This window comes from Ruegeria sp. SATB027 (assembly GCF_059613825.1).
Genome location: NZ_JBXWTH010000019.1, coordinates 45939 through 59371, shown reverse-complemented (window position 1 = coordinate 59371; position 13433 = coordinate 45939). Strand labels below are relative to the sequence as shown.

The following is a 13433-nucleotide window of genomic DNA, read 5'->3' as shown; positions in this document are numbered from 1 at the left end:
TCACGTGAAACCGCGTCGCGCGCTTCGAAACGACGGGTTGGCTGGCCAAGCGCGACTTCCGCTACAGTGGCTTCTCGGATGGCTCTCAGGCCGGGAACAGCTCTTCCTGATATGCGAACAGCGCCGGTTGCCCACCCGTATGCAACAGCACAACTTTCTGGCCCTGTTGAATTGTGCCGTTTTCAAGTAATTCCAACAAACCTGCAAAGGTTTTGGCCGAGTAGACCGGATCAAGAAAAACACCCTCGGCACGCGCCATCTGTTCAAGCGCCCTCCGTGTGGACGGACCTATCCGCCCGTATCCAGGGGGCAATGCGCCGTCCCATGTGAGGATGTCTTTCATGACCAGAGCCGGGTCAAACTTCATCATACCCGCCAACCGTTCCAATACCTTTTGCAACCGCGCATATTGCTGGTGGCGGTCGCGGCGAACGCAGATGCCATAAACAGGTGTCGTGTTGCCAGCCAGCCGCAGCCCGGCCAAAAACCCGCCGTGGGTCGAACCGCTGCCGGATGGCACCACCGCCACGTCGAAATCGGCGATCTGATCCAGTAGTTCGGCAGCCCCGGCCACATAACCTAACGCCCCCAAGGGCGGATGATCGATGCCCAAGTGAATTACATATGGCTTTCGGCCCTCAGAGATCAGCTGATCTGCCCGCGCGTGAAGGGCATTGTCGGCCCCGGCCTCGTCTTCTCCGGTACCGTAGTGCATGTGCTCGGCACCCAGAAGCCGGGCCAGAAGTACATTTCCCGAGGAATAATAATGGTCTCCCATATCCGGCACACGCTCTTCCAATTGAAGCACGGCCTCCATCCCAAGCTTCGATGCAGCCATGGCAGCCGTGCGCACGAAATTGGATTGCACAGCGCCGGTGATCAGAATGGTATCTGCCCCCTGTTTTTGTGCCTCGCCCATATAGAATTCAAGCTGTCGGGTCTTGTTGCCGCCAAAGCTCAACCCTGTCAAATCATCCCGCTTGATCCACAGATCCAGACCAAGCTGGTCGGACAGACGATCGAGCCGTTCGATCGGCGTAGCAGCTGTCATCAGTCTCGCGCGGGGAAAACCGGCCAGTAGCTGTTCAATCGTCATGTCTGTGTTCCATCAACTCACCCACTCAGGATCGCGCCCGATAGGGCATATCCAGCAAGAATAGGAAGGATAGTGATTGCCGGAAAGATCGCAGACCGGGAATGGCCAGTTTACTGCACAGAGCAACGGCCACGCGGCTCTATTTCTCGCTCGGGTCGCTTTCCGCGTAATTCCGTAATACATCCATATCTGCAATTTCCGCGTGGTTTCGGTTGATCTTAACCCCGACTGGTTTCAACCTCGAAAAAGCGCGGCTCAGGCTTTCGGGTTTCATCCCCAGACGCCCGGCGATCAGCATCTTGTCATACGGAAGTTCAACTTCGCACTGGCCGGCATCGCAATCACACAGGTTCAGCAGGAATTCCGCGACACGCTGCGCGCCCGTCTGGGCTTTGAGCTGTTCGAGCTGCGCCACCAGGGAATGCAGATGCGTGAATGTGGCCGCCAGAATGGACACGCAGATTTCCGGGTCTTGCTTCATCAGCGAAAGCAGCACTGGACTTGGGATGTGCATGATCTCGCAGGGGGATACCGCCTCGGCCGAAACGGGATAGCGCACATTGCGCAGCGCAACGGCTTCGCCAAAGCTTTCACCGCGCGTGAAAACGCTCACCACGGCTTCGGCACCGGTCGGGGAAATGCGAAACAGCTTGACCCAACCAGCCAGTACAACATGTACGGCCTTGGCCTCTTCCTCTTGCAGAAAGATCGTCTCGCCCCGGTCGTATTGCCGCCAGACGGCCTGACGCAGCAGAGTATCGACATGTTGCTCTGGCAGGCTTCGCAAGAGCAGTGACTGCCGCGCAATTATTTTTTGTGCCTCGTGTGACAAGAAGGCAGCCCCTTATTCGTCCGCTCCGGGAACACCCCCGGATGATCAACCCCGAGACATGCTATGCCAAAGCCAGCGCGGGGGTGCCACCCTTTTCTCGGTCTCCAACTTGACTATTGTCATGTAAGCGCGCGCCCCACTGGCATAGGTTCAACGAAATTTCAGTTATCCGGGGAGCACGCCAGATGGACTTCGAGCAATTTTTCAGCCAGAGCCTCGACACTTTGAAAGACGAAGGCAACTACCGGATTTTCATCGACCTGCAACGCCGTCGTGGCGCGTTTCCGAACGCGCGTCAAACCGACGGGCCGGTTCAGCGGGATGTGCGGATCTGGTGCTCAAATGACTATCTGGGCATGGGGCAGCACCCTTCGGTGATCTCTGCCATGCACGACGCACTGGATCGCTGCGGAGCAGGCGCTGGCGGTACGCGCAATATCTCGGGCACCACGCATGATCACGTTCTGCTTGAGGCTGAGCTGGCTGATCTGCATGGGAAAGAAGCCGCGTTGCTGTTCACCTCGGGATATGTGTCGAACTGGGCTGCTTTGGGGACATTGGCCGCGCGAATTCCCGGGCTGATCGTGTTTTCTGATGCACTCAACCACGCCTCGATGATCGAAGGTATCCGGCATTCGCGTGCCCAGAAGGTGATTTGGAAACATAACGACTTGGCGGATTTGGACGCCAAATTGGCCGCAGCGGACCCCGACGCACCCAAGATGATCGCCTTTGAATCGGTTTACTCCATGGATGGTGATATCGCCCCCATCAAGGAAATCTGCGATCTGGCTGACAAATACGGCGCGATGACCTATCTGGACGAGGTTCATGCCGTCGGCCTTTACGGCCCGCGCGGTGGCGGGATCGCTGAACGCGATGGATTGATGGATCGCCTGACTGTCATCGAAGGTACATTGGGCAAAGCGTTCGGCGTGGTTGGTGGGTATATCGCGGCCTCAGCCGCGCTGTGTGATTTTGTCCGCAGCTTTGCCAGTGGCTTCATCTTCACCACTGCCCTACCCCCATCGATTGCAGCCGGCGCTGCCGCATCGATACGGCATTTGAAGCATTCAAGTGCAGAGCGTGACTTGCAAAAGACCCGCGTGGCGCAGGTACGCGCCCGATTGGATGCCGAGGGCATTCCGCATTTGCCCAACCCCAGCCATATCATCCCGGTGATGGTTGGCGACCCTGTGAAGTGTAAATTCATTTCGGACACCCTGCTTGAGGAGTTTGGCATCTACATTCAGCCGATCAACTATCCCACGGTTCCAAAAGGAACCGAGCGCCTGCGGATCACGCCGTCACCCGTTCATACGGATGAGGACATCGATCATCTGGTGGGCGCCCTGTCGGCGCTGTGGCAGCGCTGTCAGATCGCGCGGATGCCAATGGCCGCACAATAACCTAAGCGTCCCTTTGCTTGGTAACCTGCCGTCCCTTTTAGGGGCGGCTTTTTTCAGATCAGGTAAAGTGCAAAGATCACAGCAGAGAACCCCGTCAGAACCAAGGTGAAGCCACGCAGCCAGCCCGGGCTTTCAGCCAGGTCCAGATATCGGGCCAGAATCACACAGGCTTTGATAAGGGCAAGGAGCAGGATACCGCCTGCAATGAGTGCGTCAGGCGTTTTCATCAGGGTCAAAAGCGTTGAAGCCAGACTGAGCGCCAAAAGCGACAGCCACGCGCCGGTGAGTGAATTCGGACGCCTCCGGCGGGAGTATTTAGCAAAAGATGAAGTTGCCGGCATATTGTTTATCCCAGAAGATAAATCACGGGGAACAGCAGGATCCAGACCAGATCGACCATGTGCCAGAACTGTGCGCCCGCCTCGATGTTACGAGGATCATCGCGCCACGCGACCAGCAACAGGATACACACCCCGGCCAGAACATGCGCCGCGTGAAATCCTGTCAGCAGGTAGTAGAACATGAAAAACGGGTGGGTTTCATAGGTAATGCCCTGCCCAGCCTTTCCAGCATATTCCACGCTTTTGATAACCAGGAATGCGATCCCAAGTACGGCCGCGCCTGTCAGGGCAAGCCTGGCCTTGAACCGGAATGCTGCGCGGCGCCAGTTCAGGGCCTGTGCGGCCAGGTAGCCAGATGTGACCAGTATTGCAGTGTTAAAGGCTGCACCTGTTCGATAAAGATGCGATTGCGCCTCGGCAAAGCCTGCAGGGTCGGTCAGGCGAACGCCCATGAACGCGATCAGCCCGGCACCAAAAACCAGCAGCTCACTGATAATCAGAACCCACATCAGCAATTCGCCCGGAAGCTCGTCGATGAAGGAGGTTTCGCTCATGCACCGACCAATTGGCGATATATTTGCGGCAACGCCATGGTCAGGCGGTGCGGGTCTGGGATAACAGCGAAACCGCCCTGTCCGAACATGCGGGGGAACCAGCTTTTGCCGGTTCTGTCGATGGTGACACCAAAAACCGATTGCCCGGCGCGGCGTGCCTCACGCACGGCCATGCACGTGTCTTCAATACCGTGACGCCCTTCGTAATGGTCAAGGTCATTGGGTTTGCCATCGGTGATCACCAGCAACAGGCGGCGTTTGCGGGTCTGACTTGCCAGATCCTTTGAACAGTGGCGGATCGCGGCCCCAAGCCGCGTGTAGTGACCGGGTCGCAGTGATGCGATACGTTGTTCAACTTTGGCACCCATCGGCTCATCAAACCGTTTGCATCGCTGGATATAGACGCGCTGACGTTTCAGCGAACTGAAGGCATGAATGGCGAAATCGTCACCGCAGGCGTTCAGGCCCCAGGCCAAAGCGGCCAGGGCTTCACGTTCAATGTCGATCACGGCGCGACCGGTTACGGCACTTTCAGTGGACCGGCTGACATCCAGCAGGATCGAGACTGCCAGATCGCGCGCCTCGGGGCGGGATTGTTGCCAAATGCGGTCGTTGCTTTCACCACTGGCCATACGGTCAGTTTCGGCGCGCACGGCGGCTTCGATATCCAACTGGTCACCGTCCAGATGGCCGCGTGTCATCACGCGCCCAGGGCGCAGCGCCTCGAACTGGCGTTTGACCGCGCGGATACGGCGGGCGGTGGCAGGGTCCTTGCCAAACGCGGCAGCATCGTCGCGGATATCCGCATCCGACAGCAGGACGTTGACGTGATCTGCTAGATATCGGCCCGAGCGCACGTCCCATTCGGGATAAAGGATGCGACCGGACAGACGCTCCCGGTTCACATCTTCGGGTGCCAGATCAAGGTGCAGTTTCAGCCGCGTTGGCGGGGCTTTTGATATCTGACCCAGGCCAATCTCTTCCTGGTCATCGGCCGCTTTCTTGGCATTGTCGGGATCATCATCGTCGATGCGGCGGTTGATGTTCAGGAACTCGGCCCAGCTGAGGATGGCTTCGAACTTATGCAGAATGAAACTGTCGCTGCGCTCGGCCTGATCCGATTTGCGACGACGGGCGCGGTGGGTTTTCTCACCGGATTCCTCGGGTGGACCTTCAGTTTCGGGGTTTTCCACCTCGTTATGTTCGGAAAAGCCAACTGCGCGCAGTTCGGGCCACAGGGGAACCGGGCGCATAGGCTGATAGCCGCGAGGGGCGATCAGGTCCTCGTCCAGTGTCAGAAGCTGCTCGGCTTTCGCCGACAGCGGTTGAGGGTCACCCAACTTATGGCGGATCAGCTCTTCAACTGCGTCTTCAATCGGTGGCAGGTTGGGGATATCGCGCTGATGCAGCACGCCCTTGCAAAGTTCGGTGTAAAGCGGGCGCAGGCCGGGGGCGTCGTCCAGCGTCGTATCAACCATTTTCTGCGCGGCGATCAGCGCGCGCAGGTCGGCACGCAGCGGATCGTCTTCATCAATTCGCGTTCCGGCATGGGCAGCCGCAGCGGCCAGCCAGACATACAGCGCGCCATTGGCTTCGCGCGCAGGAAAAACCGCCAACCGGTCCGGCAAGCGCAAGACTTCGCCATCAAACGAAGCGCGCGGCATCAGCTCCACTTCGGTCGCCAGACGACGACGCCAACTTAGGCGATGATGTGAAACCTCGGGCGAGACCGGGCGCAATTCTACGCCCGGGCCACCGCCCAGCCCTCGAAAGAGGACGGCCAGCCGCCCCGCGACCTCAGAGAGGTCGACCGCGGCTCCATCGTGCACCTGGGGTGCATCGAGGCGGCTGGCAAGGGTGTGCCACAGTTTCCCGATCGTTTCTTCGGGTTCCCATGGCTCAAAATCGATCTTGACCATCGGCCGGCCTCACCCAAAGACAGCCGTAACAAGATCGAGGAGCCCGCGTTTGATATCCTCGTCATCTGTCAGAGGTTCAATCATGGCGGCGAGGATGGCGCGGTCGGTGGACATGCCTTGTGCGATAAGTGTTGCGGCATAAACAACCAGTCGGGTGGAAACGCCTTCCTCAAGATCCTGACCCTTAAGCCCGCGCAGCTTACCCGCCAGCCGAACCAGCGGCTTGCAACGTTCCAGCGGCAGACCGCTTTCCTGTGCGACCACTTCGGCTTCCATCTGCGCGGATGGGAAATCAAACTCCAAAGAGATGAACCGCTGCCGGGTCGAGGGTTTCAGGGTTTTCAGGATATTCTGGTATCCGGGGTTGTACGACGCCACCAGCATGAAGCCAGGTGCGGCTTCAAGCTCTTCGCCAGTGCGGTCGATTGGCAGGATGCGCCGGTCATCGGTCAGCGGGTGCAGAACGACAGTCACATCCTTACGGGCCTCGACCACCTCGTCGAGGTAGCAGATCGCGCCTTCGCGCACTGCGCGGGTCAGGGGGCCATCGACCCAGACGGTTTCCCCGCCTTTCAGCAGATAACGGCCAATCAGGTCAGCAGCCGCCAGATCATCATGGCAGGCTACGGTATAAAGCGGGCGGCCAAGTTTTGCGGCCATGTGGGCCACAAAGCGGGTCTTGCCGCAGCCCGTCGGACCTTTCAGCAGAACTGGCAAGTCGTTGTTATAAGCCGCGGTGAACACATCGCATTCATCGCCTTGGGGCAGGTAGAAGGGGGCGTTTGCCGCCCCCTCATTCAGTTTTATGGAGCCATCCATATCCATCATCACTCCGCAGGGGTTTCGGCGGCGCCGGGTTCAATAACTTCTTTCCGGGGAACCCAGATCGAGTAGATGAACAGCAGCGCGCCAAGGACCACGACGATACCGGAACCCAGACGCATCCAGTAGAAGATTGCGATCTGGTCTTGTACGTCCATGAAGTAATCTCCGACCACACGTTGCATGTGCGTCTGCACGGTTCCGCCAAAGGTCAGCACGAAGGTCATAAAGACCATACCGCTCGTCATCAGCCAGAACGATCCCATGTTCAGCACCTGATTGTAAGGATCACGGTTCTTGAGGATCGGCATCGCATAGCTGAAGATCGCCAGGTTGAGGCAAACATAGGCTCCGTAGAAGGCCAGGTGACCGTGGGCCGCAGTGATCTGTGTGCCGTGGGTATAGTAGTTTACCCCGTGCAGCGTATGCAGGAAGCCCCAGACACCAGCACCGAAGAAAGCAAGCGTTGCGCAGCCCAGCGACCACAGCAAAGCGGCCTTGTTGGGATGGTCACGACGGCCTTTCCAGACCATGACGAAGGCAAAGGCCATCATCGCGAAGAACGGGATCACCTCGAGGCTTGAGAAGATCGACCCAATCCACTGCCAGTAACCGGGGGTGCCGATCCAATAGTAGTGGTGACCTGTTCCAAGAATTCCCGAGAACAGCGCAGCGGCCACGATGACATAAAGCCATTTTTCGACCACCTCACGGTCCACACCGGTCAGCTTCAGCATCAGGTAGGCCAGGATCGACGCCATGATCAGTTCCCACACACCTTCGACCCACAGGTGGACAACATACCACCAGTATTGCTTGTCCAGAGACAGGTTGCCTGGGTTGTAGAAGGCAAACAGGAACAGCAGCGCCAGACCCCACAGGCCCAACAACAGGATATTGGTGATTGCGGTCTTCTTCCCCTTCAGAACGGTCATCGACACATTGTAAAGGAACATCAGAGCGGCAACGACGATACCGGCCTTGACCCATTTGGGTTGCTCAAGGAACTCGCGCCCCTCTTTGCCCAGCAACCAGTTGCCTTCGAACAGGTTGAAGACATAAGTCAAAACCACGCCCAACGTACCGACCACAAGAATGATCAGCTGCAAATAGGCCAGCTTGGGCGAGTGGATTTCACGCTCGGCCTCTTCCGGGATCAGGAAATAGGCCGCACCGAAAAAGCCCAGTATCAACCAGACGATCAGCGCGTTGGTGTGTAGCATCCGCACGATGTTGAACGGCAGAAGCTCGCTCAGGAAGTTAGGGAATACATAGATGAAGCCGGCCAGCAGGCCGCCGATCACCTGTATCGCGAACAGTGCCATGGCTACCGCAAAGTAGGCATAGGCGATTTTTTGGGATTCGTATTTCATTGCTCCATTCCCCTTCTCAGCCAGCCTCGTTGGGCGGCCAGTCCTGAGCGTCGATGTTGTCCGTCCAGATCAGGAAGTTGGTCAGATCCCGGATCTCTTCGTCGCTGAGGTTGAATTGCGGCATCTGCCGACGACCGGGAATGCCGGTGGGTTGTGCCTCCATCCAGCCCTTGAGGGATTCAAAGGCCGATTCCGGGTCGTCCAACACGCCCCAACGTGTCATCACATTGCCGACCTCAGGGGCAAAGTACGCCCCTTCGCCAAGGATTGTGTGACAGTTGATACAGGCGTGTTTTTCCCAAACATGTTTGCCCCGAACCACACTTTCGTCGAGCTTCGCGGCATTTTCGGAATTGACGATATACAGGTGTGAATGGGCTGATAGAGCCAGAAAGATGAGGATGAAGAACAGTGACCCGCCATAGAATATGTTGCGAGCCATGCTCTTTGTCATGACTTCTCGCATCGCGCTCTCCTTTGCGCAGATTAGCTAGTGCATGAAACATGAAGGGTGAGCGCAGGGTTTGCCTTAACGAAAGTCAAGACTTCTCAAGTATGCTCAGAAACGCGATCAGACATCCGCAAACAGCGAGAATAACGAAATGACCTTGGGATCGCCTTGAAATCTCAGCCAATTCTGAGCATTTTCGCATCGACTTTATTGTATGACGAACTTATTCAAGCGCTTGAGAAAACAGGTGTTTATTTCGTTTCAAAGATTGATGGGTGGAAATGGCGAACTATTCCTATATCGGTTATACGCCTGGTGTAATCACGGTGAATACGATCGGGCCGGACACGGTTACGTTGGATGTCAGTTTTGATCCCGACACGGATCGTCGTTTGTTTAGCGTGACTGACGCAGCCGGTGGTTTTATTCAAAACGGAGGTGGACCACCTGTTGTCGATACAGGGGATGTTTTCAACGGTGACCGCTTTGACGACGAAGACGGCGATGACCTGACGCAGACCGGTACTATCACCACCCTCGATGGTTCGACCACCTTTTTGAGTGGCTCAATATACCTGGAAGAATCCTACATTCTGTCCAAACCAGGCGGAGGCACAATCACTGTTTATCGCGTCGAAGTTGACGGCGTATTGGGCGGCTACATAACCTCTGAACCACTTGTGCCCGGCACGACCTACTCGATGAACATCGTGAATGTCACGCCGACCAATGCGCCCGACACAACTGACCCGGCTGCCATCATTGACGTGCCGTGCTTTACTGCCGGAACACTTATAATGACGCCAGAAGGTCCGATGCCCATCGAGGATCTGAAGGTGGGTGACATGGTCATGACTGCCGACAATGGACCGCAACATATCCGTTGGATCGGAACGCGGCATCTGGATCAAGCGGCGCTTCGCGCCCGTCCCAGGCTGAAACCCATTCGGATCGAGGCCGGTTCATTAGGCGATCGGGTACCACGGCGCGACCTGCTTGTTTCGCCACAGCACCGTATGCTGGTTCGATCCCGGATCGCCGTCAGAATGTTTGACACCGAAGAAATCCTTGTTCCGGCCCACACACTTGTTGCCAGCCCCGGAATCTGTGTCGCAGACGAAACCGTGTCAGTCACGTATTTCCATTTGCTGTTCGACCGTCATGAAATCATCTACGCGGAAGGGGCCCCGTCAGAGAGCCTGTTCACTGGTGCGCAGGCCCTGTCCAGCGTTCACCCTGACGCCCGAGAGGAGATCTTCACTCTGTTTCCGGAACTGGCTGAACCGGGGCACGTCCCTCAGGCTGCGCGGCAAATACCCGCAAAAGGAAGACGCGCACGCGCGCTCGTCCAGCGTCACGTCAAGAACGAACGCCCCTTGATATCCTGAAACGGCAAGCCGCGGCGAAACGAACGGGTCAGCCCTGCTTTGTTGCGCGCGGGCCTGTCAGCGCGGGCCACATGGCAAACAGGTACAACCCAATTGCGGCAATCCATAGCCCGTCAGCTGTCAGCATGGCCACCATATAGCCACCTGCCAGCCCGGACCCCAGCCAGCGGACCAAAGCCGCCGCCGCCATAAGCCCGTATCCGACGGCCATGGGCGACGGTGCAACAAGGGGGCGGCCACTGTGGCCAAGGGCGGCGCGGCTCATGACGGCAAGGGTCATGCCACCAACGCACCCGATCCCCAAAATGTGCAGCGCGCCGATCTCATTACCATATCCGATGACGGCAGACCCCCACAGCAACAACCCAAGGGCCAGCATCATCAGGCCCAGGTGCAGAGCAATCAGGATCGGCTGCCGCAGCGCCCAACCCGCTCTCCACCGTGCCATGCGCGTCAGCTGGGCACCGCCCAGCAACAACGCGCAGATACCCGCCAAGGAAACACTGCCCAAGGTCAGCACCAACAACGGCAGCACAAGGGCAAGCGCCATCACGGCCTTTTCCAGCGCCGCGTTTGAAACCGGCCACAGGGCTTCGGGAACACCGTCGCGTTTCATTGCATTGCGCGTAAAGGCCGGAGTAATACGTCCCCCCAGTATCGCTATCATTGAACACAAGGTCAGCAGCCCTGCGCGCACGCCGGTATTCAACGTGTCTGCGGCGACACCTATCCATTCCAGATGAACCATCAGGTTGGCCACCCACACCAAACTCAGAAGATACAGAAATATCATGTTCTGTGGCTTGGGCCTTCGTACCAGCTGGCTGGCAATTTTCAGGACAAGAATCGGAACAAAGCTCAGGTCAACAATCGCGACGGTAATCGGAGAGAGCGATCCTGAAAACCACACCGCCAACCGCCCCGCCATCCAGATCAGCGCTACGATCGTGACAAAGCGCGCCCGCACTTCGGGCGTGCCGGTCCAGTTTGGAACTGCGGTCAGAAAAAACCCACCCAGTGCTGCCGTCGCATAGCCAAAAATCATCTCATGGGCATGCCACATGACCGGGGGCATTCCATAACTTTGCTCGGCATAGGGTAAGAGCCCATCCAGTGAGGCCAGCCAAACACCCCAGGCGACACCAGCAAACACACCATAAAGACCGGCAGAAAGGAAAAATACCCGAAAGCCTTCGCTGAAAATGCGCGATATTGCAGATGACATGCCTGCTCTCCATGGCCCATCTCGTCCTTCAACAAGCAGTACTGTCCGACGGGATTCGGGCACTTAACCGAAATCAAGACATCAAAAACATGTGCGAAAAAAACAGGTTTTATTGCTGAAATCTGCGTCTGGTTTTTGCCCAAAGAACGAAGTTAGCGCTGCGCCCGTTGACTTTGGTCAAGGATGACAATCCCGTGATGGATCAGTCTCCGCATTGCCTCACCACGCAAATGGAGAGTGATCATGTCACTTGGAATCAGCTACAACAAGACCGGCCGCGCTTTTGGGGTCGGATTGGCAATGTTGTTGGGCAGCGTCGCTGCTCCAGCTTTTGCCGACGAGCCAACACTTAGCGACGAAGCCTTTGAAGCTTCGAAACAACTGTACTTTGAACAATGTGCAGGCTGCCACGGGGTTTTGCGCAAAGGCGCTACCGGTAAAAACCTGGAGCCGCATTGGAAGAAGACCGCAGCCGACGGCACCGTAACCGAAGGCGGCACCCTGAAACTGGGTCAGGAACGCCTTGAGAAAATCATCGCCTGGGGAACTGAAGGCGGGATGAACAACTTCTCGGACATCATGTCCGAGCAGGAAATCAAGGATATGGCGACCTACATCATGATGGAGGCCCCAAAGCCGCCTGAAATGTCGCTGGAACAGATGAAGGCAACCCGCAAGGTTTACGTCGAAGAAGCAGACTACCCGACCGAGCCGCTTCACGGCCGCAACTGGGAAAACTTCTTTGTCGTCATCGAACGCGATGTGGGCAAGGTTGCCGTCATCGACGGTGACACGAAAGAAGTGCTGACGCATATTCCGACCGGCTATGCCGTGCACGTCCTGAAGGCTTCGGAACATCACAACATCACCGAACCCGAAACACCTGGACGTTTCTGGTACACAATGGGCCGTGACGGCAAGATGACCAAGATCGACCTCTGGCAAACGCCGGACAAGATGCTGGTTTCGGAAGTCAAGATCGCCTATGACGCGCGCGATGTCGCCGTGTCCGGTGACGGCAAATACGTCATCGGTGGTGGGTACTGGCCGCCTCACTTTGCGATCGTTGATGCGCAGACCATGGAGCCGGTCAAAGTCGTTTCGACCCGTGGCACAAACGTAGATGGCGAGTATGTGGAAGAAGCCCGTGTGGCCGCTATCTACACAACGCCGAACGAACCCACCTGGATCGTTGCCGTGAAAGAGCTGGGTCAGCTCTGGCAGGTTGACTACACCGACCTCGACAACTTGCGGATTGACAAGATCAACTCGGCCAAGTTCCTGCATGACGGGTTCTTCGACCCGACAGGCCGGTACTTCCAGATCGCGGCAAACGCATCGAACAAGATGGTCGTTGTCGATACTGAAACGCACAAGCTTGAGGCGATGATCGACACCGCTGCCCTGCCGCACCCCGGCCCGGGCGCGAACTGGATTGACCCGAACTGCGGACCTGTGGCGGGCACAACCCACCTGGGTGTCGGTACCGTGACAGTCTGGGGCAACGACCCAGAAGGTCACCCGGAACAGGCGTGGAAAACCTGTTACGAGGTGGAAACCGACGGTCCCGGCCTGTTTGTCCGCACCCATCCAAACTCGGACTACATCTGGGCTGACCAGACCAAACACCCCGAGCCGGAAATTCAACAATCGGTTCAGGTCATCTCGAAAGAGACCGGCGAGATCGTGAAAACGATCCAGATCACCGAAGATGAAGGCAGCGCCGCTGTTCACTTCGAATTCAACGCCGATGGTACCGAGGTCTGGGTTTCCAAGTGGAACCTGTCGGACTCGAAGGAACCCAACGGTCAGATTGTGATCTTCGACGCCAAGACATTGGAAGAAATCGGTCGGATTGACGGGCTTTATGCGCCAACCGGCAAATTCAATGTCCACAACCGGTCGAACCACGTCACCTGACGGGTTCGTAACCTAAACCGGAAAGGGCGGGCCCCTCGCCCGCCCTTTCCTCGTTTGACAGATCCGCCAAACTCACCGGCCTGCCACCCAAGGCCAGACAAGA

General features: G+C 57.3%; 12 protein-coding genes. 3 read left to right on the top strand and 9 right to left on the bottom strand.

The window, feature by feature from the left end:
* Positions 1-85: 85 nt before the first annotated feature.
* On the bottom strand, positions 86-1096 hold the full coding sequence (locus AC2FPW_RS03945) for a D-cysteine desulfhydrase family protein (protein WP_496812623.1): 1011 nt from the start codon (positions 1094-1096) through the stop codon (positions 86-88).
* A gap of 139 nt (positions 1097-1235) precedes the next feature.
* Positions 1236-1928, bottom strand: a complete 693-nt coding sequence (locus AC2FPW_RS03940) for a Crp/Fnr family transcriptional regulator (protein WP_267365173.1) — start codon at positions 1926-1928, stop codon at positions 1236-1238.
* A gap of 185 nt (positions 1929-2113) precedes the next feature.
* Here AC2FPW_RS03940 and hemA point away from each other — a divergent pair, with 185 nt between their 5' ends.
* A complete protein-coding gene (gene hemA, locus AC2FPW_RS03935) occupies positions 2114-3337 on the top strand; it encodes a 5-aminolevulinate synthase (protein ID WP_480488712.1) in 1224 nt (407 codons plus the stop codon).
* A 53-nt stretch (positions 3338-3390) separates the two neighbouring features.
* On the opposite strand, the gene AC2FPW_RS03930 is transcribed toward hemA, so the two are convergent.
* Genes AC2FPW_RS03930 through AC2FPW_RS03905 form a run of 6 tightly spaced genes read right to left on the bottom strand, consistent with a single transcriptional unit; the run spans position 3391 to position 8812 of the window.
* Positions 3391-3678 carry a cytochrome C oxidase subunit IV family protein gene (locus tag AC2FPW_RS03930; RefSeq protein WP_496812622.1) on the bottom strand — a complete coding sequence of 96 codons (288 nt, stop codon included), beginning with the start codon at positions 3676-3678 and terminating at the stop codon, positions 3391-3393.
* 5 nt (positions 3679-3683) lie between these two features.
* On the bottom strand, positions 3684-4232 hold the full coding sequence (locus AC2FPW_RS03925; RefSeq protein WP_267365168.1) for a cytochrome c oxidase subunit 3: 549 nt from the start codon (positions 4230-4232) through the stop codon (positions 3684-3686).
* Complete coding sequence (locus AC2FPW_RS03920; RefSeq protein WP_496812621.1) at positions 4229-6151, bottom strand: nitric oxide reductase activation protein NorD; 1923 nt, start codon at positions 6149-6151, stop codon at positions 4229-4231. Before AC2FPW_RS03920 ends, AC2FPW_RS03925 begins: the two co-directional genes overlap by 4 nt.
* Positions 6152-6160: 9 nt before the next feature.
* Entirely contained in the window at positions 6161-6970 is an 810-nt protein-coding gene (locus AC2FPW_RS03915) for a CbbQ/NirQ/NorQ/GpvN family protein (RefSeq protein WP_267365163.1), read from the bottom strand.
* Positions 6971-6978: 8 nt separating this feature from the next.
* Complete coding sequence (locus tag AC2FPW_RS03910) at positions 6979-8346, bottom strand: cbb3-type cytochrome c oxidase subunit I (protein WP_480477361.1); 1368 nt, start codon at positions 8344-8346, stop codon at positions 6979-6981.
* A 16-nt stretch (positions 8347-8362) separates the two neighbouring features.
* Positions 8363-8812: a c-type cytochrome gene (locus tag AC2FPW_RS03905; protein ID WP_209597154.1), complete on the bottom strand. Its 450-nt coding sequence runs from the start codon at positions 8810-8812 to the stop codon at positions 8363-8365.
* 266 nt (positions 8813-9078) lie between these two features.
* On the opposite strand from AC2FPW_RS03905, the gene AC2FPW_RS03900 reads away from it, so the two are divergent.
* Positions 9079-10185: a Hint domain-containing protein gene (locus AC2FPW_RS03900; RefSeq protein WP_496812620.1), complete on the top strand. Its 1107-nt coding sequence runs from the start codon at positions 9079-9081 to the stop codon at positions 10183-10185.
* A 28-nt stretch (positions 10186-10213) separates the two neighbouring features.
* Here AC2FPW_RS03900 and AC2FPW_RS03895 read toward each other — a convergent pair whose 3' ends face one another.
* Positions 10214-11410 carry an NnrS family protein gene (locus tag AC2FPW_RS03895; protein WP_496812619.1) on the bottom strand — a complete coding sequence of 399 codons (1197 nt, stop codon included), beginning with the start codon at positions 11408-11410 and terminating at the stop codon, positions 10214-10216.
* 243 nt (positions 11411-11653) lie between these two features.
* Here AC2FPW_RS03895 and AC2FPW_RS03890 point away from each other — a divergent pair, with 243 nt between their 5' ends.
* Positions 11654-13330, top strand: a complete 1677-nt coding sequence (locus tag AC2FPW_RS03890; protein ID WP_480871200.1) for a cytochrome D1 domain-containing protein — start codon at positions 11654-11656, stop codon at positions 13328-13330.
* The last annotated feature ends 103 nt before the right edge of the window (positions 13331-13433 follow it).